This is a genomic window from Azospirillum baldaniorum (genome assembly GCF_003119195.2).
GTDB classification, from domain to species: domain Bacteria; phylum Pseudomonadota; class Alphaproteobacteria; order Azospirillales; family Azospirillaceae; genus Azospirillum; species Azospirillum baldaniorum.
In genome coordinates, this window is sequence record NZ_CP022253.1 from 356,212 (window position 1) to 372,741 (window position 16,530).

Annotated in this window: 16 protein-coding genes; 10 read left to right on the top strand and 6 right to left on the bottom strand. The window is 69.6% G+C overall.

Annotation, left to right across the window (positions count from 1 at the left end; translation table 11 throughout):
- Positions 1–6: 6 nt before the first annotated feature.
- From Sp245p_RS01630 to Sp245p_RS01650, 5 genes are all read left to right on the top strand, one after another.
- Positions 7–783 carry an enoyl-CoA hydratase gene (locus Sp245p_RS01630; RefSeq protein ID WP_014238815.1) on the top strand — a complete coding sequence of 259 codons (777 nt, stop codon included), beginning with the start codon at positions 7–9 and terminating at the stop codon, positions 781–783.
- A gap of 173 nt (positions 784–956) precedes the next feature.
- Positions 957–1,217, top strand: coding sequence for a 30S ribosomal protein S20 (gene rpsT, locus Sp245p_RS01635; RefSeq protein ID WP_014238814.1), 261 nt, complete (start codon positions 957–959; stop codon positions 1,215–1,217).
- Positions 1,218–1,851: 634 nt separating this feature from the next.
- Positions 1,852–3,408: a chromosomal replication initiator protein DnaA gene (gene dnaA / locus Sp245p_RS01640; RefSeq protein ID WP_014238812.1), complete on the top strand. Its 1,557-nt coding sequence runs from the start codon at positions 1,852–1,854 to the stop codon at positions 3,406–3,408.
- Between the two features lie 181 nt (positions 3,409–3,589).
- Positions 3,590–4,774, top strand: coding sequence for an extracellular solute-binding protein (locus Sp245p_RS01645; RefSeq protein WP_014238811.1), 1,185 nt, complete (start codon positions 3,590–3,592; stop codon positions 4,772–4,774).
- 179 nt (positions 4,775–4,953) lie between these two features.
- The gene (locus tag Sp245p_RS01650; protein WP_014238810.1) at positions 4,954–6,015 is read left to right on the top strand and encodes an ABC transporter ATP-binding protein; all 1,062 of its coding nucleotides are present in this window, start codon (positions 4,954–4,956) and stop codon (positions 6,013–6,015) included.
- Positions 6,016–6,021: 6 nt separating this feature from the next.
- Here Sp245p_RS01650 and Sp245p_RS01655 read toward each other — a convergent pair whose 3' ends face one another.
- From Sp245p_RS01655 to Sp245p_RS01665, 3 genes are all read right to left on the bottom strand, one after another.
- Positions 6,022–7,641, bottom strand: a complete 1,620-nt coding sequence (locus Sp245p_RS01655) for a copper resistance CopC/CopD family protein (protein ID WP_014238809.1) — start codon at positions 7,639–7,641, stop codon at positions 6,022–6,024.
- Positions 7,642–7,656: 15 nt separating this feature from the next.
- Positions 7,657–8,184 (bottom strand): YcnI family copper-binding membrane protein, encoded by a 528-nt coding sequence (locus Sp245p_RS01660; protein WP_014238808.1) that lies wholly within the window; start codon positions 8,182–8,184, stop codon positions 7,657–7,659.
- Positions 8,185–8,476: 292 nt separating this feature from the next.
- The gene (locus tag Sp245p_RS01665) at positions 8,477–8,875 is read right to left on the bottom strand and encodes a DUF2946 family protein (RefSeq protein WP_165359961.1); all 399 of its coding nucleotides are present in this window, start codon (positions 8,873–8,875) and stop codon (positions 8,477–8,479) included.
- Between the two features lie 169 nt (positions 8,876–9,044).
- On the opposite strand from Sp245p_RS01665, the gene Sp245p_RS01670 reads away from it, so the two are divergent.
- A complete protein-coding gene (locus Sp245p_RS01670) occupies positions 9,045–9,857 on the top strand; it encodes an ABC transporter permease (protein WP_246119766.1) in 813 nt (270 codons plus the stop codon).
- An 84-nt stretch (positions 9,858–9,941) separates the two neighbouring features.
- The gene (locus tag Sp245p_RS01675) at positions 9,942–10,751 is read left to right on the top strand and encodes an ABC transporter permease (protein WP_014238804.1); all 810 of its coding nucleotides are present in this window, start codon (positions 9,942–9,944) and stop codon (positions 10,749–10,751) included.
- 119 nt (positions 10,752–10,870) lie between these two features.
- Here the strand turns inward: Sp245p_RS01675 and Sp245p_RS01680 are convergent, their stop codons facing one another.
- Complete coding sequence (locus Sp245p_RS01680; RefSeq protein ID WP_014238802.1) at positions 10,871–11,113, bottom strand: hypothetical protein; 243 nt, start codon at positions 11,111–11,113, stop codon at positions 10,871–10,873.
- 163 nt (positions 11,114–11,276) lie between these two features.
- Between Sp245p_RS01680 and Sp245p_RS01685 the strand changes: the two genes are divergently transcribed.
- The 3 genes from Sp245p_RS01685 to Sp245p_RS01695 are packed head-to-tail and all read left to right on the top strand — an operon-like array spanning position 11,277 to position 14,453.
- Positions 11,277–11,693 carry an acyl-CoA thioesterase gene (locus Sp245p_RS01685; protein ID WP_014238801.1) on the top strand — a complete coding sequence of 139 codons (417 nt, stop codon included), beginning with the start codon at positions 11,277–11,279 and terminating at the stop codon, positions 11,691–11,693.
- 7 nt (positions 11,694–11,700) lie between these two features.
- Positions 11,701–13,116: a multicopper oxidase family protein gene (locus Sp245p_RS01690; RefSeq protein ID WP_109138329.1), complete on the top strand. Its 1,416-nt coding sequence runs from the start codon at positions 11,701–11,703 to the stop codon at positions 13,114–13,116.
- Entirely contained in the window at positions 13,113–14,453 is a 1,341-nt protein-coding gene (locus tag Sp245p_RS01695; RefSeq protein WP_014238798.1) for a class I SAM-dependent RNA methyltransferase, read from the top strand. Before Sp245p_RS01690 ends, Sp245p_RS01695 begins: the two co-directional genes overlap by 4 nt.
- A gap of 75 nt (positions 14,454–14,528) precedes the next feature.
- Here the strand turns inward: Sp245p_RS01695 and Sp245p_RS01700 are convergent, their stop codons facing one another.
- Together Sp245p_RS01700 and Sp245p_RS01705 are read right to left on the bottom strand one after the other, a co-directional pair.
- Positions 14,529–15,737, bottom strand: a complete 1,209-nt coding sequence (locus tag Sp245p_RS01700) for a class I SAM-dependent rRNA methyltransferase (protein WP_014238797.1) — start codon at positions 15,735–15,737, stop codon at positions 14,529–14,531.
- Between the two features lie 116 nt (positions 15,738–15,853).
- Positions 15,854–16,384: a hypothetical protein gene (locus Sp245p_RS01705; RefSeq protein WP_014238796.1), complete on the bottom strand. Its 531-nt coding sequence runs from the start codon at positions 16,382–16,384 to the stop codon at positions 15,854–15,856.
- Positions 16,385–16,530 lie beyond the last annotated feature (146 nt).

A 16,530-nucleotide genomic window follows, 5' to 3' on the forward strand; every position in this document is an offset into this window, starting at 1 on the left:
TGCATCATGCCGTACGAAACCATTCTCGTCGAAACCCGCGGACCGGTCGGGCTCGTCACGCTGAACCGGCCCAAGGCGCTGAACGCGCTGTCCGACCTGCTGGTGACCGAGCTGGGCCAGGCGCTGGACGCGCTGGAGGCCGACGACTCCGTTGGCGCCATCGTGGTCACGGGTTCGGAGAAGGCCTTCGCCGCCGGCGCCGACATCAAGGAGATGCAGAACTTCTCCTACATGGACGTCTACAAGGCCAACTTCATCACCGCCAAGTGGGAACGGCTGGCCAAGTGCCGCAAGCCGACCATCGCCGCGGTCGCCGGCTACGCGCTGGGCGGCGGCTGCGAATTGGCGATGATGGCCGACTTCATCCTGGCCGCCGACACCGCCAAGTTCGGCCAGCCGGAGATCACCATCGGCACCATCCCCGGCGCCGGCGGCACGCAGCGCCTGACCCGCTTCGTCGGCAAGTCCAAGGCCATGGAGATGTGCCTGACCGGTCGTCTGATGGACGCCGCCGAGGCCGAGCGCGCCGGCCTCGTCAGCCGCGTCGTGCCTGCGGTGGATCTGGTGGACGAGGCGGTGCGGGTCGCCGAGAAGATCGCCAAGCTCTCGCGCCCGGTCGTCATGATGGCCAAGGACGCCGTCAACGCCGCCTATGAGACCACCATGTCGGAAGGCATCCGGGTCGAGCGCCGAATCTTCCACGCCACCTTCGCCGTCGAAGACCAGAAGGAAGGCATGGCCGCCTTCGCCGAGAAGCGTCAGCCGGATTGGAAGCATCGCTGACATCCCCCGACTCCTCCCCCGTATCTAGCGGGGGAGGACCAGAAATCCGTCAAGATCTCGTAATCTTTCCTTTGCCGAAAAACAGTGTTGGACGGTGCCTTGACTCTCATTCGGCTGGAGCGTATAAGGCCCCCTCGCACTGGGACAGGCGTGTCGTCCGGAGTAGGGTTTTCATGGCCAATCATAAGTCTGCTGAAAAGCGCATTCGTCAAACCGCGCGTCGTACGGAGATCAACCGTAACCGCGTCAGCCGTATCCGCACCTTCGTGAAGAAGGTCGAGACGGCGATCTCGTCCGGCAACAAGGCTGAAGCCGCTGAGGCTTTCAAGGCCGCGCAGCCGGAAATGATGCGTGGAGCCTCCAAGGGCGTTCTGCACAAGAACACCGTGTCGCGCAAGCTGTCGCGCCTGTCGGCCCGCATCAAGGCTCTCTGAGTTTACTCGGCGTTATAAAGCCGCGCACCAGGTCTGGGCGCGGCTTTTTGCGTTTTTGATAAGTACAGTCTCCGTTCTTCCCGAGTCCTCCGGCAGAACTCCGGTGGGACAGGGGATCGCGGTTGCTGGGTGGCGATTCGTTCCCGGCGGCCCTGATCTTTCGTGAGGGCAGGGAGGCGTTTCGGAGGGGTTGCGTGATTTTTGCCGCAGTCCGGACCGTTCGCATTCTGTCCTATTGCCACGGCGAGGGCGGCTGATTAGACTTTCGATCCGTTGGGAACGGCGCACCGATGTTGCCTTTAATGTCACGCGCCGTTTGCTAAAGGACGGAGACGTTCAAAGCGGCGGACAACGCTGCGGGACGCTCAAGAAGCTCGACTCAACCCGTTGCTCCTGGAGCGATGCTTTTCTTAAAACTCGACGTGGCTAAGGCGGAGTCCAACTTCGCCGAAGGGATAGTATTGCCGCCCAGTTGGGAGGCATCCACCGTTGGAGTCTTCAGGAGAGGAACGTTTTGAAGGCGCGGGACCTAAGTTAAGGGGTCTGGAGTTAAGGGGCCTAAGTTAAGTCGGGCGGGACGGTGCCCCCTGCGGCGCGGGGCCGTCCGGGGGGAAAGGAGCGGGGTAGGGGAAGCATGTCGGTCGGCGCGTCGTTGGATCAGCAGTGGGCCCGCATCCGGGGCCGCCTCAAGGACGAGGTGGGCGAGATCGCCTACCGCAGCTGGCTGCAGCCGCTTTCCTTCGCCGGCATCCGCGGGGGAGAGGTTCGCATCGTCGTGCCCACCCGCTTCATGCGCGACTGGGTGCTGACCCACTACGCCGACCGCATCCGCAACCTGTGGGCCGGCGAGAATCCGGACGTCCTGTCCATCGACGTCGTGGTCGCCTCCGCCAACGCCCCGTCCATGCTGATGCCGGAATTGACGTCGGATGGGGACGCGGGCGAGCCGTCGCGCGACTCCGATCCGGTCGATGGCGCCGCCGGCGGCGGTCCGGTTCCCCCGGCGCCCGCCCCGCGGGCCGCGGCGCTCAACCAGTCCGCGTCCTATGGGGCCGCCTCCTACGGCGCCAACTCCTACATCGGCTCCTCCTATTCGGCGGGGCCGCCCTCCTTCGCGTCGGACGAGTCGCCCACGGCGGTCGCCTCGGTGCTGGAGGACCGGACCGACATCTCCGCGCCGCTGGACCCCCGCTTCACCTTCGAGAATTTCGTGGTGGGCAAGCCGAACGAGCTGGCCCACGCCGCCGCCCGGCGCGTCGCCGACGCCACCTCGGTCACCTTCAACCCGCTGTTCCTCTACGGCGGGGTCGGGCTCGGCAAGACCCACCTGATGCACGCCATCGCCTGGCAGATCCGGCGGAACGATCCGAACCGCAAGGTGATCTACCTGTCGGCGGAAAAGTTCATGTACCAGTTCATCCGGGCGTTGCGCTTCAAGGACACCATGGCCTTCAAGCAGCAGTTCCGCTCGGTGGACGTGCTGATGATCGACGATGTGCAGTTCATCAGCGGCAAGGACAGCACCCAGGAAGAGTTCTTCCACACCTTCAACGCGCTGGTGGACCAGAACCGTCAGGTCATCATCTCCGCCGACAAGAGCCCGTCCGATCTGGAAGGCATGGAGGAGCGGCTGCGCTCCCGCCTCGGCTGGGGCCTCGTCGCGGACATCCACCCGACCACCTACGAGCTGCGTCTGGGCATCCTCCAGGCCAAGGCCGACGCGCTGAACGCGGCCATCCCGCTGAAGGTGCTGGAGTTCCTCGCCCACAAGATCACCTCCAACGTGCGCGAGCTGGAAGGGGCGCTGAACCGCATCGTCGCCCACGCCGAGCTGGTCGGCCGGGCCATCTCGCTGGAATCGACGCAGGAGGTGCTGCACGACCTGCTGCGCGCCAACGACCGCCGCGTCACCATCGACGAGATCCAGAAGCGGGTGGCGGAGCATTTCAACATCCGCGTCGCCGACATGCATTCGGCCCGCCGCGCCCGCGCCGTGGCCCGCCCGCGGCAGGTCGCCATGTACCTCGCCAAGCAGCTCACCGCCCGCTCCCTGCCGGAGATCGGCCGCAAGTTCGGCGGGCGCGACCACACCACCGTGATGCACGCGGTGAAGAAGGTGGAGGAGCTGCGCACCACCGACCCCGCCTTCGCCGAGGACGTCGAGCTTCTCCGCCGCATGCTGGAGAGCTGAGCGGGCCGTTACAGGTCGATGAAGTTTGCGCCCACTCCCGCTTGAGCCATGGACGGCGCCCGGATATCGCGGCACAGTTGCCGCTGCGGCGGAGTCCGGCTGGACCGGTCCCGCAGCCAGCCCCGCGATGGGCAAAGCCAGCATGAATTCGGGCCAATAAGAAAAGGGGAGAGCAGGTGCCATGACCAAGGTTCCGGAAACCACCAGCCTGGAACAGCGCTCCAGCGCCGAGACGCAGCGCGCCGCCAAGGGCTTCACCCGCCGCCTGCTGCTCCAGGGGACCGCCGCCGCCGCGGGCGTCGCCGCGGTCGGCCCCTTCATCCTGCGCGAGGGCCGCGCCGCGTCGGGCAGCGTCAAGATCTTCTCCTGGGCCGGCTACATCAGCCCGGACATGCTGGCCGACTTCGAGAAGAAGACCGGCATCAAGGCCACCCTGACCGAATACGGCACCAACGACGAGCTGCTGAACCAGCTCAAGGCCACCGGCGGCGCCGGCTTCGACATCATCCACCCCACGGTGGACCGCGTGCCGAACTATGTGGAGTTCGAGCTGGTCCAGCCGCTGGACGAGTCGAAGGTCAAGTGGGACGGCTGCCTGAAGTCGGCGGTCGAAGGTTCCGCCGCCATGGGCGGCGTGGTCGGCGGCAAGCGCTTCTTCGCGCCCGCCGACTGGGGGACCGAGGCCATCGCCTACGATCAGGCCAAGGCGCCGCTGACCTACGGCACCGCCAGCTACGGCGACCTGTGGAAGCCCGAGCACGCCGGCAAGGTGACGGTGCGCGGCCATTCCGGCCTGATCGGCATCGGCCTGTGGCTGGAAGGCCAGGGCAAGCTGCCCCACCCGATCCGCGAGCAGTTCAAGGACGAGGCGAAGGCGCGCGCCAACTTCGACGCGATCCTTCAGGTCGCCGCCGCCAACAAGAAGGCCATCGGCCAGTTCTGGTCGAACGAGAACGAGGCCCAGGGCGCCTTCCGCACCAACGGCTGCGTCATCGGCCAGACCTGGGATTCGTCCGCGGTCGCCCTGCGCAAGGAGGGGCTGCCGATCCGCTTCCTGGCGCCGAAGGAAGGGGCGCTGGCCTGGATGGAAGGCTTCGCGATTCCGGCCAAGGCGGCGAACCTGGAGCAGGCCTATGCCTGGATCAACTGGTTCTACACGCCGGAGGCGGGCGCCCTCTACACCAACCATTCCGGCATCTCCAGCACGGCGGTCGGGGCGGAGGCGCATCTGTCCGACCTGAACAAGCAGTTCTTCGCCGACGCCTATCCGGGTGACGCGCTGCAGAAGCTGTGGTGGTGGCCGATCCAGGAGGCTTGGTACGTCTCCATCCGCAACGAGTACCAGGACCGCTTCCTGGCCGCGTGAGCGCGACCCTCTCCCGTCCCCATTGTCCCCTCTCCCCTCCGGGGAGAGGGTTAGGGTGAGGGGGATGTTCTTTTGCCGGGCGTGCCGCCATGTGCAACCCCCTCACCGGCCCTCCGGGCCACCCTCTCCCCGGAGGGGAGAGGGTTAGGGTTGGCGGCAAGCGATCAAATCAGGTGCCTATGAGTCAGGACGTCCAGCTCGAGTCCGTCACCATGCGGTTCGGTTCCGTCACCGCCGTCCGCGACGTGTCGCTGACGGTCGGGGCGGGGGAATTCTTCAGCTTCCTCGGCCCCTCAGGCTGCGGCAAGACCACCATCCTGCGCATGGTCTCCGGCTTCATGGAGCCGACGGAGGGTGCCATCCGCATCGGCGGCCGGGACATGCGCGGCATCGGCCCGAACAAGCGCCCGACCGCGCTGATCTTCCAGAATCTCGCCTTGTTCCCGCTGATGACGGTGGCGGAGAACATCGGCTTCGGGCTGGAGGTGCGCGGCGTGCCCTCGGCGGAGCGCCAGGGGCGGGTGCGCAAGCTGCTCGACCTCGTGGCCCTGCCCGACGCCGCGGAGAAGAAGGTGACGGAGCTGTCGGGCGGCCAGCGCCAGCGCATCGCCATCGCCCGCGCTCTGGCCGTGGAGCCCGCCGTCCTGCTGCTCGACGAGCCGCTGTCGGCGCTGGACCTGAAGCTGCGCCAGCACATGCGCGCCGAGCTGCGCGACCTGCAGAAGCGGACCGGCGTGACCTTCATCTACATCACCCATGACCAGGGCGAGGCGCTGACCATGTCCGACCGGATCGGCGTGATGTCCAGGGGCGTGCTGGAGCAGGTGGGCGACGGCCGGGCCATCTACGACCATCCGGAAACCGCCTTCGTCGCCTCCTTCGTGGGGGAGAACAACCGCTTTGCCGGCACCGTCGCCGAGTCGGCGGGCGGGATGGCCGCTCTGGACACGCCCCGCGGCCGTCTGATCGGGCGCAACCCGCGCCGCCTGTCGCCCGGCGACCGCGCCACCCTGTTCGTCCGGCCGGAGCGCATGGCGGCGGGTGCGGGGGCGGAGAACGCGCTGGAGGCACGGGTCACCCACCGGGATTTCGAGGGGGCCTTCATCAACGCCTTCCTGGAGGGCGGCATCACCGTCCAGGTCCCGCATCTCGGCGACGAGCCGCCGCTGACCCCCGGCGAACCCGCCCGCATCGCTTTCCGGGCCGAGGACGCCGTGGTGCTGCCGGACACGCCGGCGTAACGCCGTTCAGCGACCCACGGGGACAACCGCGCGGAAGGGCACCTTCTCGAAGTCGCTGACCAGGGCGTCCAGCCGCACCGCCCAGGACCCGGCCACCGGCAGGGCCACCCCGTCCGCCGCGTAGACGCCGGGCGCCACCTTCGGCAGGGGGCGGGTGATGCCCTCGATCCCGGCGGTGGGCAGGGCCAGCTCCGCCGACACCTCCAGAGCGTCGAGCGGCGCGCCGTCCGGTCCCGTCAGGCGCATCTCGACGCGGTTCGCTCCCGGCGTCGCCGGGGTCACCGTCACGATGGCGGTGCGCCCGCGCGCCACGACCGCGGTGCTGAAACCGGCCGGCTTCTCGGCGAAGACCGGCAGGGTCTGGGTGCGCGGCGGCGGGGTGGTGCCCAGCCCGGCGGTGAACAGCACGACCAGCGCCGCCACCACCATCTCGGTGTGGACGCTGGCGCGCAGCCGGGCCGCGGCCATCCCGCCCATGGTCTCCAGCCGCAGCGTCAGCCGCCAGCGGTTGACGGCGGCCAGCGCCAGCAGGGCCAGCGCGCAGACGATCTTGCCGGTCCAGATCTGGCCGTAGGCGGTGGTCAGGATGGCGCGCGGGTCGGCGAGTTGCAGCGCGCTCAGCCCCGCCCCGGCGAGCAGCAGGACGGCCACCGCCAGAACTGCCCAGCCCGAGAAGCGGCGGACCAGCCGCAGCGACTCCGCCGGCGGCTCCGTCCGCAGCAGCACGGCCAGCGGCCAGAAGCTGCCGATCCAGAAGGCCACCGCCAGACCGTGCAAGGCGACCAGCGGCACGCTGAGCCAGCGCGGCTCCGCGGTCGCGGCGTGGCCGGTGGCGGCCAGCGCCAGCGCCGCCCCGACCGCCCCGACGATCAGCAACACGCGGCCCGTCGTCCCGCGGTCTTCCAGCGCCAGCCCCAGCGCGGTGGCGATCAGGCTGAGCAGGGCCAGAAGAGCGCTCGGCCCCGCCGTGCTGGTCAGGCCGGCGACCCAGGGCGAGGCGCTGGCCAGGGCGGACAGCGGCGCCCCTTCCAGAACCGCGCCGGCCAGCCCAGCGTTCAGCAGCGCCACCAGGGCGGCGACGCCGACACCCAGGCACAGGCCGGGGCGCAGGCGGCGGTTCAGCGGACTCCACCGCCCCGCCACCAGCACCAGGAACAGTCCGCCGCCGACCGCGGCGAGCAGGCTTCCATAATGGAGCGCCCGAACCGCGGCGGCGGCCAGCAGCGTGGCGGGTGGTGTCGCGCCGCCCAGCTCCGCCGGTCGTTCCGGTTCCGCACCGATCCCGAACAGGAGAGAGCCGGCGACCGGGTGACCGTCCGCCGAGCTGACGCGGTAGCTGAGGACATGGGTCCCCACCGCCAGCCCACCGGGCAGCGCGACGCGCAGCGCCCCGTCCCCGGCGGCAGGCGGGGAGGGCAGGGGAAGCGTCACCCCGCCGGGACCGATCAGCGTCACCGACACTGGCCGCACCGGCTCGTTGAAGCGCAGCATGGCCTCGGCGGGCGGACTGTCGAGCCGCGCCCCGTCCTCCGGGGTGCTCTCGACCAGCACGGCATGCGCCAGGGCCGGCGCGGACAGGGACAGCAGCATCAGGGCGGCGATCCACCCCACGACCAGCCGGCGCATGCGTTTTTCCTCCCCTTACGGCTTGGCGGTCAGGGTGACGCCGGGGGCCGGCTCCTTGTAATCGTGGTCGGTCTTGCCGGGCTCCGGGATCTCGATCCAGCGGTGCACGCCCGTCTCGCATTCCTGCACCACGGGGAAATAGACCACGGTGCCGGGGGCGGCGTCGGGCAGGCGGGCGCGGAAGACGAACTCGTCGTAATGGGCGTCGGGCAGCGAACCGCCGGTCCAGGCGATCTCGGTGACGCCCTTGCTCAGCGACTCGCCGTAGTAATCATAGGCCTTGGCGTATTCGCCCTCCTTGGTCGTCAGGGTCCAGCCGGGCTTGGGCATCGGCTTCACTGCGATGACCCCCTCCGGGATCTGCACGCGCAGGGCGACGGTGGGGGAGGCGCCGCAGCCATGGCCGACGCGCAGCACGCCCTTGTAGGTGCTGGCGGCGGGGGCCTGCTTGGTCTCCAGCGTGGTGTGGGCGAGGGCGGCGGACAGCGGCAGGCAGGTCAGGACGGCGGCGGCCAGCAGGGCGCCGCGGGTGTTGCGGATCATGGGAACTCTCCGGTGTGCGCGCAGGCGCCGGCTTTGGCCGCAGGGCCTGGTTCCGACCGACGGCGTCTCCGTTTCCGCAGCGGCCCCCACCCCAGCCCTCCCCCGCTTCGCAGGGGAGGGTGCCTATTGCGAAGCGGCGGCAGTCCCCTCCCCTGCGAAGCGGGGGAGGGTTAGGGAGGGGGCAACCGTCAGCGACGACGGGGAGACGGAAAGAGAAGCGGTCGCGTTCGAAAAAAGGCCGTTCAGCCGCAGGCCCGCGCCTGTGAATGCGTGTGTCTGCGAGGGAACTCGGTCAGACACCCACCGGAGGCGCCCGGGCGGAGAAGGCGCGCGGGGCGCGGCCGGCTCCGGCCTCGTCGTCCGCGGGCAGCGGAAGGGCGGCCAGCACGATCCCGGCCGGCGGCAGCGGGGCCGGCGCCACGGCCGGACCCAGCAGGGACCCGCTGCCCAGCGACAGGCAGATCGGGCAATAGGTGACGTGGCCCGGTGTGCCGTCGGGGACGGGGCCGTGGTCGGAGTGCGGCGCGGCGGAGGCGTCGGGCGCGGCGCCGGAATGGCAGATCGAGCCGGCCATGGCGAACTGGGCCGACTCCGCCAGCACCCTGGCCAGCGGCGCCGGGACGTGGGTGGCCATGACCAGGGCGTGGAAGACCAGCACCAGCGCGGCGACCCACGCTGTGGTTTCCCTCATCACCCCGGATGTCCGCCATGCACGCATGCCCCCACTATGGGCACAGTCCAAGTCTCGAAAAAAGGCAATAAAGTTGTGGTTATTGGACGGGGCATGGCCTCGCTTGCGCTCCGGACCTGGGTCATGAGAGGCTTTCGATCCTAGAATTTCGGCGGGTGGGGGAATGGTCATGGGCGGCGTGCTGCGCCGGTACGGTCCGGTTCTGACCGCGGCGATCCTGCTGGCGGTGGCCGTGTGGCTGCTGCTGCTGGTCGTGCTGCCGCAATTGCTGATGGTGGATTTCTCCTTCCGCCCGTCGCTGCCGCCCAGCAAGGCCGGCGGGCCGGAGGACGTCTACACGCTGCGCAACTACGCGACGCTGTGGACCAACCAGATCCATCTGGCGATTTTCCTCAAGACGATCTGGGCGAGCAGCCTCGTCACCGCGGTGACGCTGGCGGTCTGCTACCCCGTCGCTTTCTACATGGCGCAGGTGGCGTCGCGGCGGCGCCTGCCGCTGCTCGTGTTGATGCTCGTCGTGCCCTTCTGGATCAACGAGCTGCTGCGCACCTTCGCCTGGTACATCATCCTGGCCTTCAACGGGCCGCTGAACGCGCTGCTCGTCGGGCTCGGCCTTTTCTCGGAGCCGCAGCGGCTGCTCGGCGGCGACGCCGGGGTGATCATCGGGATGGTCTACGTCTACATCCTCTTCATGGTGTTCCCGATCATGAACGCCATGGAGTCGCTGGACCGCAACCAGATCGAGGCGGCGCGCGACCTGGGGGCGGGGTGGCTGCGCATCCACCGCCGCATCGTCATCCCCCACGCCAAGCCGGGCATCGCGGTCGGCTGCATCATGACCTTCATGCTGGCGGCGGGCAGCTACGCCGTGCCGGCCCTGCTGGGCGGACCGCAGAGCCGCTGGTTCACCGAGGTCATCTACAACTGGTTCTTCGAGGGCGGGAACTGGAACCAGGGGCGGCCTACGCCTTCATCCTGCTGATCCTGTGCGTCGCCTTCATCCTGCTGATGATGCGGCTGTTCCGCGTCGGCCTCACCGACATCGCCAAGTGACGGGTATCGCGCCATGACCGCCGCAACCTTCCGCCGCTGGGTCACCGGGGCCTATCTGGTCCTGTTCTTCGGCTATCTGTTCCTGCCGCTGGGGATCATGGCGGCGGCGACCTTCAACAGCAGCCGCTTCCCGACCGTCACCCCCTGGATGGGCTTCACGCTGCAATGGTTCGGCGCCCTGTGGGCCGACCAGCGCATGTGGCAGGCGCTGGGCACCAGCCTGCTGGTCGGGGCGGGGGTGATCGCCGTGGCGGTGCCGCTGGGGCTGGCGGCGGCGCTGCTGCTCGACCGGCTGCACAGCCGGGCGCGGACCTTCCTCTACGCCGTGATGGTGTCGCCGCTGCTGACGCCGGGGGTGATCGTCGGCATCTCCACGCTGGTCTTCTGGCGGGAGTGGTTCGGGGTGACCGGCGGCCTGTTCCTGACCATCCTGGCGCAGTCCAGCTTCATCGCGGCCTACGCGATGCTGCTGTTCCTGGCGCGGCTGCAACGGTTCGACCAGACGCTGGAGGAGGCGGCGCTGGATCTGGGCGCCACCCACGGGCAGGTGTTCCGGCGGATCACGCTGCCCTATCTGACGCCGGCCATCCTGTCGGCGTCCTTCCTGGCCTTCCTGCAGAGCTTCGAGAACTACAACACGACGCTGTTCGTCCGCGGGCTGGACACCACGCTGACGGTCTACATCGCCTCGAAGGTGCGCACGGGCCTGACGCCCGCGGTCAACGCGCTGTCGCTGATCCTGATCGCGCTGACCATCCTGGGCGCCGTCGTCTACGAAATCCTGCGCCGGCGCGAAGCGCGCCGGCAGCCGGACCCCGCGTGACGGCGGCAGTTGAAGCGGATGTTCATCCGCTTCGGACCGCGACGGCGGTCCCGGCCGCGCATGCGGCCGAAGCCCGCCGGCGAATGAGGCGTTAAAAACTAAAGCGAACGAAGTTCGCTTTATTCTTCGCTCTCGTCCGCGTCGGCTTCGATCTGGGCGGCCAGATCGCGCAGCATGTCGATGACGTCCTCGTGGCTGGTCTCGTCCACGGCGGTGTTCACGGCGGCCTCGATCATGGCGACGGCGATGTAGGGGCCGAGGACCCCGCCTTCCTTGATCGCCGCGTCGAGATGCTTCTCGGCGACCGACAGGGCCTTCTCGAAGAGGGCCTCGGCCGTCTGGTTGGTGCTGTCCTTGCTCATCTTGCGGTCCGTTGCGGGTGTTATGGTGCGACTCCTATAACACCGGCCCGCCCGGGTTGGCGCGGCAAATCGGGACGGTGCGGGGAATGACCGTCATGCCCGGGCTTGCCCCGGCCCGCCGCACCGGCCACATTCGGCCCGAACCACCATCCGACAGGCGACCATGACCGATCCGACCCGCCCCGACCTCTACCGTTTCTGGATCGCCGAGCATGTGCGCTTCGCCGACCTCGACGCGCTCGGCCACGTCAACAACAACGCCATCGGCGTGTATTTCGAGCAGAGCCGCGTGTCGCTGGTCCATGAGTGCGGCGGTTTCCGCGGCGAGTCCCCCTGGACCGTGGTGCTGGCGCGCAGCGTCATCGACTACAAGGCGGAGCTGCGGTTCCCGGCGGACATCCGCGTCGGCGCGCGGGTGGCCAAGGTCGGCAACACCTCCGTCATCCTGGGAGCGGCGATCTTCGACGGCGACCGCTGCATCGCCGTGCAGGAGGCCGTCTGCGTCATCGTCGACAAGGACAGCCACCGCCCGACCCCGGTGCCGGCCGACCTGCGCGACGCCCTGGCCCGCTACGTGTGAGGACGCCGTGCCGCCCTTTCTCCCGCTGACCCGCCGCGATCTGCTGACCGGCTCCGCCCTGCTGGCCGGGGCCGCTCTGCTGCCGCGCGTGGCCCGTGCGGCGGTGGGGGAGGGGACGGCGGTCAGCCTGTCCGCCGGTCCGGCCCGCGCCAATCTGGCGGGGACGGGCTTTCCCGACACGGCGGTCTGGGCCTATGACGGGCGGATTCCGGGGCCGGAGCTGCGCTTCCGCCAGGGCGACACGGCGCGCATCGCCTTCGCCAACGGCCTGCCGGAGGCGACGACCATCCACTGGCACGGCCTGCGCGTCCCCAACGCCATGGACGGGGTGCCCGGCCCGTCGCAGCCGCCGGTGCCGGCGGGCGGGCGGTTCGACTACGAGTTCCCGCTGAAGGACGCCGGCACCTTCTGGTACCACCCGCACGTCAACAGCGGGGTGCAGGTGGCCCACGGCCTGACCGGCGCCTTCATCGTGGAGGAGCGCGAGCCGATCCGCGTGGACCGCGACCTGCTCTGGCTGCTCGGCGACTGGCGCCTGACCAGGGAGGCGGAGCTGGCCGGCGGTTTCGGCCATCCCATGGACGCCACCCACGCCGGGCGCATCGGCAACACCGTCACCATCAACGGCGCCGTCCGGGACCGCGTGCCGGTCCGCGCCGGGGAGCGTGTCCGCCTGCGTCTGATCAACGCGGCGAACGCCCGCGTCTTCGCGCTCGACTTCCAGGGGCACGCGCCGCGCGTGATCGCGCTCGACGGTCAGCCGGTGACGCCGCACGCCCCGGCGGACGGCAAGGTGGTGCTGGGACCCGGCCAGCGCGCCGACCTCGTGATCGACATGGCCGGCAGGCCGGGCGAGGGGTTCGACGTGGTCGACGGCTTCTACCCGCGCATGGCCTACCGGTTGACCCGGCTGACCTACAGCGCCGAGGCGCCCTTGCGCGACTCGCCGCTGGACGCCCCGATCGCGCTGGCCGCCAACCCGCTGCCGGAGCCCGATCTCGCCGGCGCCGTCCGCCAGGACGTGGTGCTGGACGGTGGGATGCACGGCGCCATGCCGAAGAACGCCGGGCCGCGCGGCCCCTTCTGGGCGCTGAACGGCGTGGCCGCCATGAACCATCAATCCATGGGCCACCACCTGGACCCGCTCATCACCGTCAAACGCGGTCAAACGCAGGTGACGGCCTTCGTCAACGAGACCGGCTGGTGGCACCCCATGCACCTGCACGGCTTTCCCTTCCGCGTCCTCTCGCGCAACGGCCGGCCGGCCGAGCACCGCGAATGGCGCGACACCGTCCTGCTCGGCCCCCGTGAGACGGCCGAGATCGCCTTCGTGGCCGAAGAGGCCGGCGACTGGATGCTCCACTGCCATGTTCTGGAGCATCAGGAGACCGGCATGATGGCCGTCCTGAGAGTGACCGCGTGAAACGACCCGCCCCCAAACACCGCCCGTCCCCCCGCGGCAGCGAACCCCGCACCGCTACCCGCACCGCCGAGGTGACCGTCACCGAGGTCGGCGCCCGTGGCGACGGCATCGCCAGCTTCGACGATGCCAAGCTCTTCGTGCCGCTGACCGTTCCCGGCGACCGCGTGCGGGTGGCTGTGAAGGAGGCCGCCAACGCCAAGGGAGACGGCCTGCGCGCCGACCTGCTGGAGATCCTGGAGCCCGGCCCGGGACGCGCCGCGCCGCCCTGTTCCCATTTCGGAACCTGCGGCGGCTGCACGCTCCAGCATATGGAGGACGCCGCCTACGCCGCCTGGAAAGTCGGGCTGGTGCAGGGCGCGCTGGCCCGCGTCGGGCTGGGCGACACCCCCCTTGAGCCGCTGTCGCGGACGCCGCCGGCCGCGCGCCGCCGCGCCCGTTTCGCCGCGCTGAAGCGGGGGCGCCGCGTCTGGCTCGGCTTCAACGAGCGGATGAGCCACCGGCTGACCGACTTGGCGGAGTGTCCGGTGTTGCGGCCCGGCCTGTTCGCCTTGGTGGAGCCATTGCGCGGGCTGCTGCTGTCGGTTCTGCCGGACGGCGGCGGCTGCGACGTGATCGCCACCGACCTGGAGGGCGGGATCGACCTCGTGCTGGTCGGCCCGCGCAGCCTGGACCGCGCGGCGCGGGAACGGCTGGTGAGCTTTGGAGAGGAATTCGGAGTTGCCCGCATCTCCTGGCAGGCCGATGAACGGCAGCCGGATGGCCGTGGCACGCCGGAACCCATCGCCCACCGCCGCCCGCTGGCGGCGTCCTTCGCCGGACTGCCGGTGACTCCGCCACCCGGCGCCTTCCTCCAGGCGAGCGCCGAGGGGGAGGCCGCCCTGGTCGCCGCCGTCCTCGCCAACATCGGGGAGCCGAAGCGGGTGGCCGATCTGTTCGCCGGGCTGGGCACCTTCGCGGTCCCGCTGGCCCAGCGGGCAGCGGTCCATGCGGTGGAGGGGGACGCCGCGGCGCTGGCCGCGTTGAACAAGGCGGCCGGGGCGCTGCGTCTGACCACGGAGCGGCGCGACCTGTTCGAGAATCCGCTGACGGCGAAGGAACTGGCGCGGTTCGACGCGGTGGTCTTCGACCCGCCGCGCGCCGGCGCTGCGGCCCAGGCGCAGGTCCTGTCCGGGTCGAAGGTGCCGCGGGTGGTGGCGGTGTCCTGCAACCCCGCGACCTTTGCCCGCGACGCCCGGACACTGGTGGACGGCGGGTACGTGTTGAGCCGCGTTTATCCCGTGGACCAGTTCCTGTGGTCCGCCCACGTCGAGGTCGTCGGGGTGTTCAGCCGCCCGTAGCGGCCGCGAGGGGAAAGGGGAACCACGAGGGCACGACGATCATCACCATCCTCGTGCCTTCGTGGTGAGTCACCCTCAGTCCAACTGCATCACGATGGCCTTAAGATAGGCCGACTCCGGCAGATGCGGGTGCACCGGGTGGTCCGGCCCGGCCCCGGCGCTGCGCAGGATGCGCCCGGTCCGCCCGGCGTCGTGCAGCCCACGGGCGACCTGCTCGGCGAAGGTCGGCGGGTCGACGTTGTGGCTGCACGACGCGCAGAGCAGGAAGCCGCCCGGCGCGGTGATCTTCGCCGCCAGCCGGGTCATCTTGCGGTAGGCGCGGCAGCCGACGGCGAGGTCCTTCTTGGACTTCACGAAGGCCGGCGGGTCGGCGATGACGATCTCGAACGTCTCGCCCTCGGCGTTCAGCCGCTCCAGCTCGTTGAAGGCGTCGGCGCGGCGTGCCTCGAAGCGGTCGGCCACCCCGTTGGCCTCGGCGGCGCGGGTGGCGTTGTCCAGAGCCCCCTGCGAGCGGTCGACCGACACCACCGACGACGCGCCCTCGACGGCGCAGAGCACGCCGAAGCCGCCGTTGTAGCTGAAGAAGTCGATGGCCCGCTTGCCCTTCGCCAGCTTGGCGATGAAGGCGCGGTTGTCGCGCTGGTCGTAGAACCAGCCGGTCTTCTGCCCGCCCAGCGGGTCGGCGAAGAAGGTGGCGCCGTTCTCCTCCAGCCGGATCGGGCCGTCGATCTCGCCCTTCACCAGCCGGCTTTCCTCGGGCAGCCCCTCCAGCGCGCGCTGGGTGCTGTCGTTGCGCAGGATGACCGCGCGCGGGGCCAGCACCTCGTCGATGGCGGCGAGGATGGCGTCGATCCGCTGGTCCATGAAGACGCTGTTGGCCTGCACCGTCACCACGTCGCCATAGCGGTCCACGATCAGTCCCGGCAGCCCGTCGGCCTCCGCGTGCACGACGCGGTAGTAGGGCCGGTCGAACAGCGCCTCGCGCATCGCCACCGCGCTCCTCAGCCGCCCGGCGAGGAAGGCGTGGTCGACCACCGTCGCCGGATCGCCGGAGAGCATCCGCGCGGCGATCAGGGTGTGCGGGTTGAAGGTGGCGATGCCCAGCGGTTTCCCGCCGGGGTCCAGCAGGCGCACCGGGCTGCCCGGCGGGATGGCCTTGGCCGCCGTGTCCATCTGGACTTCGTTGGAATAGACCCAGGGGTGGCCGTGCAGGACGCGCCGCTGGCGGCCGGCCTGCAGATGGATCGCCCGGTACTTGACGGGGGTGGTGGGGGTGTCGGTCATGATGGCGCATCCTAGCCGCTCGCGCCCGCCGAGCAAACGGTCACATCGCCGGAGTCGCGGGAAACGGAGGGTGGAGTCGCGGGATGGGGCGGGGCGTCGGCCCGTTCCGGCGGGACTTACGGGATGCCGAGCGGGCTTTCCGCCTGCGACCGATGCGCGCGGTTGTCGTTGGCGCCGTCCATCGCCTTGCACAGCCGCAAGGTTTCCGTGCGGTGCCCGTCCTGGTGAAAGCAGGTCAGCAGGGACCCGCGCGACCCGGTCTCCCCGGCCAGCAATTCCGGCAGGGAGGTGTGGATCGCCGTGCATCCGTGGCTGCGCGCCAGACGATCCATGGAGTGCAGCAAAGTCTCCGCCGGGCCCGTCATGTCGAACAGGTCGAGCACGACGAAATTCTCCACGGCCAGAATTCGGCCGTGGCGAAGATGCTCCGCAATAGCGTATGAGAAAAGTCCATGGAGGTACCCCCGTGCATTCTGCACGGTCATGATGCCCGTCGGCGTCGCGGGGGTATCAACCGGCCCGATAAGTGCTGCGGCAAATGCGCGCCATTGCTCCACCGGCAGGTCCGGGAAGATGGCCCGCACCAGCGGATAGGCCTGGTCGATCTGACGCTGACCGAGAGGTTTCGCGATGAAGCTTTCGTCCATGCCCGTCCGACCGCGTGAAGGACGGTGAACGATGGCAGGCACCGGTAAGACCGGTCGTTGACGTAGATCAATGTTGCAAGGTCCACCCCTACACATATTGGGATTATTGGAGGCAGGCGCAACCGGCGTCCGCATAAGAAGTGCAT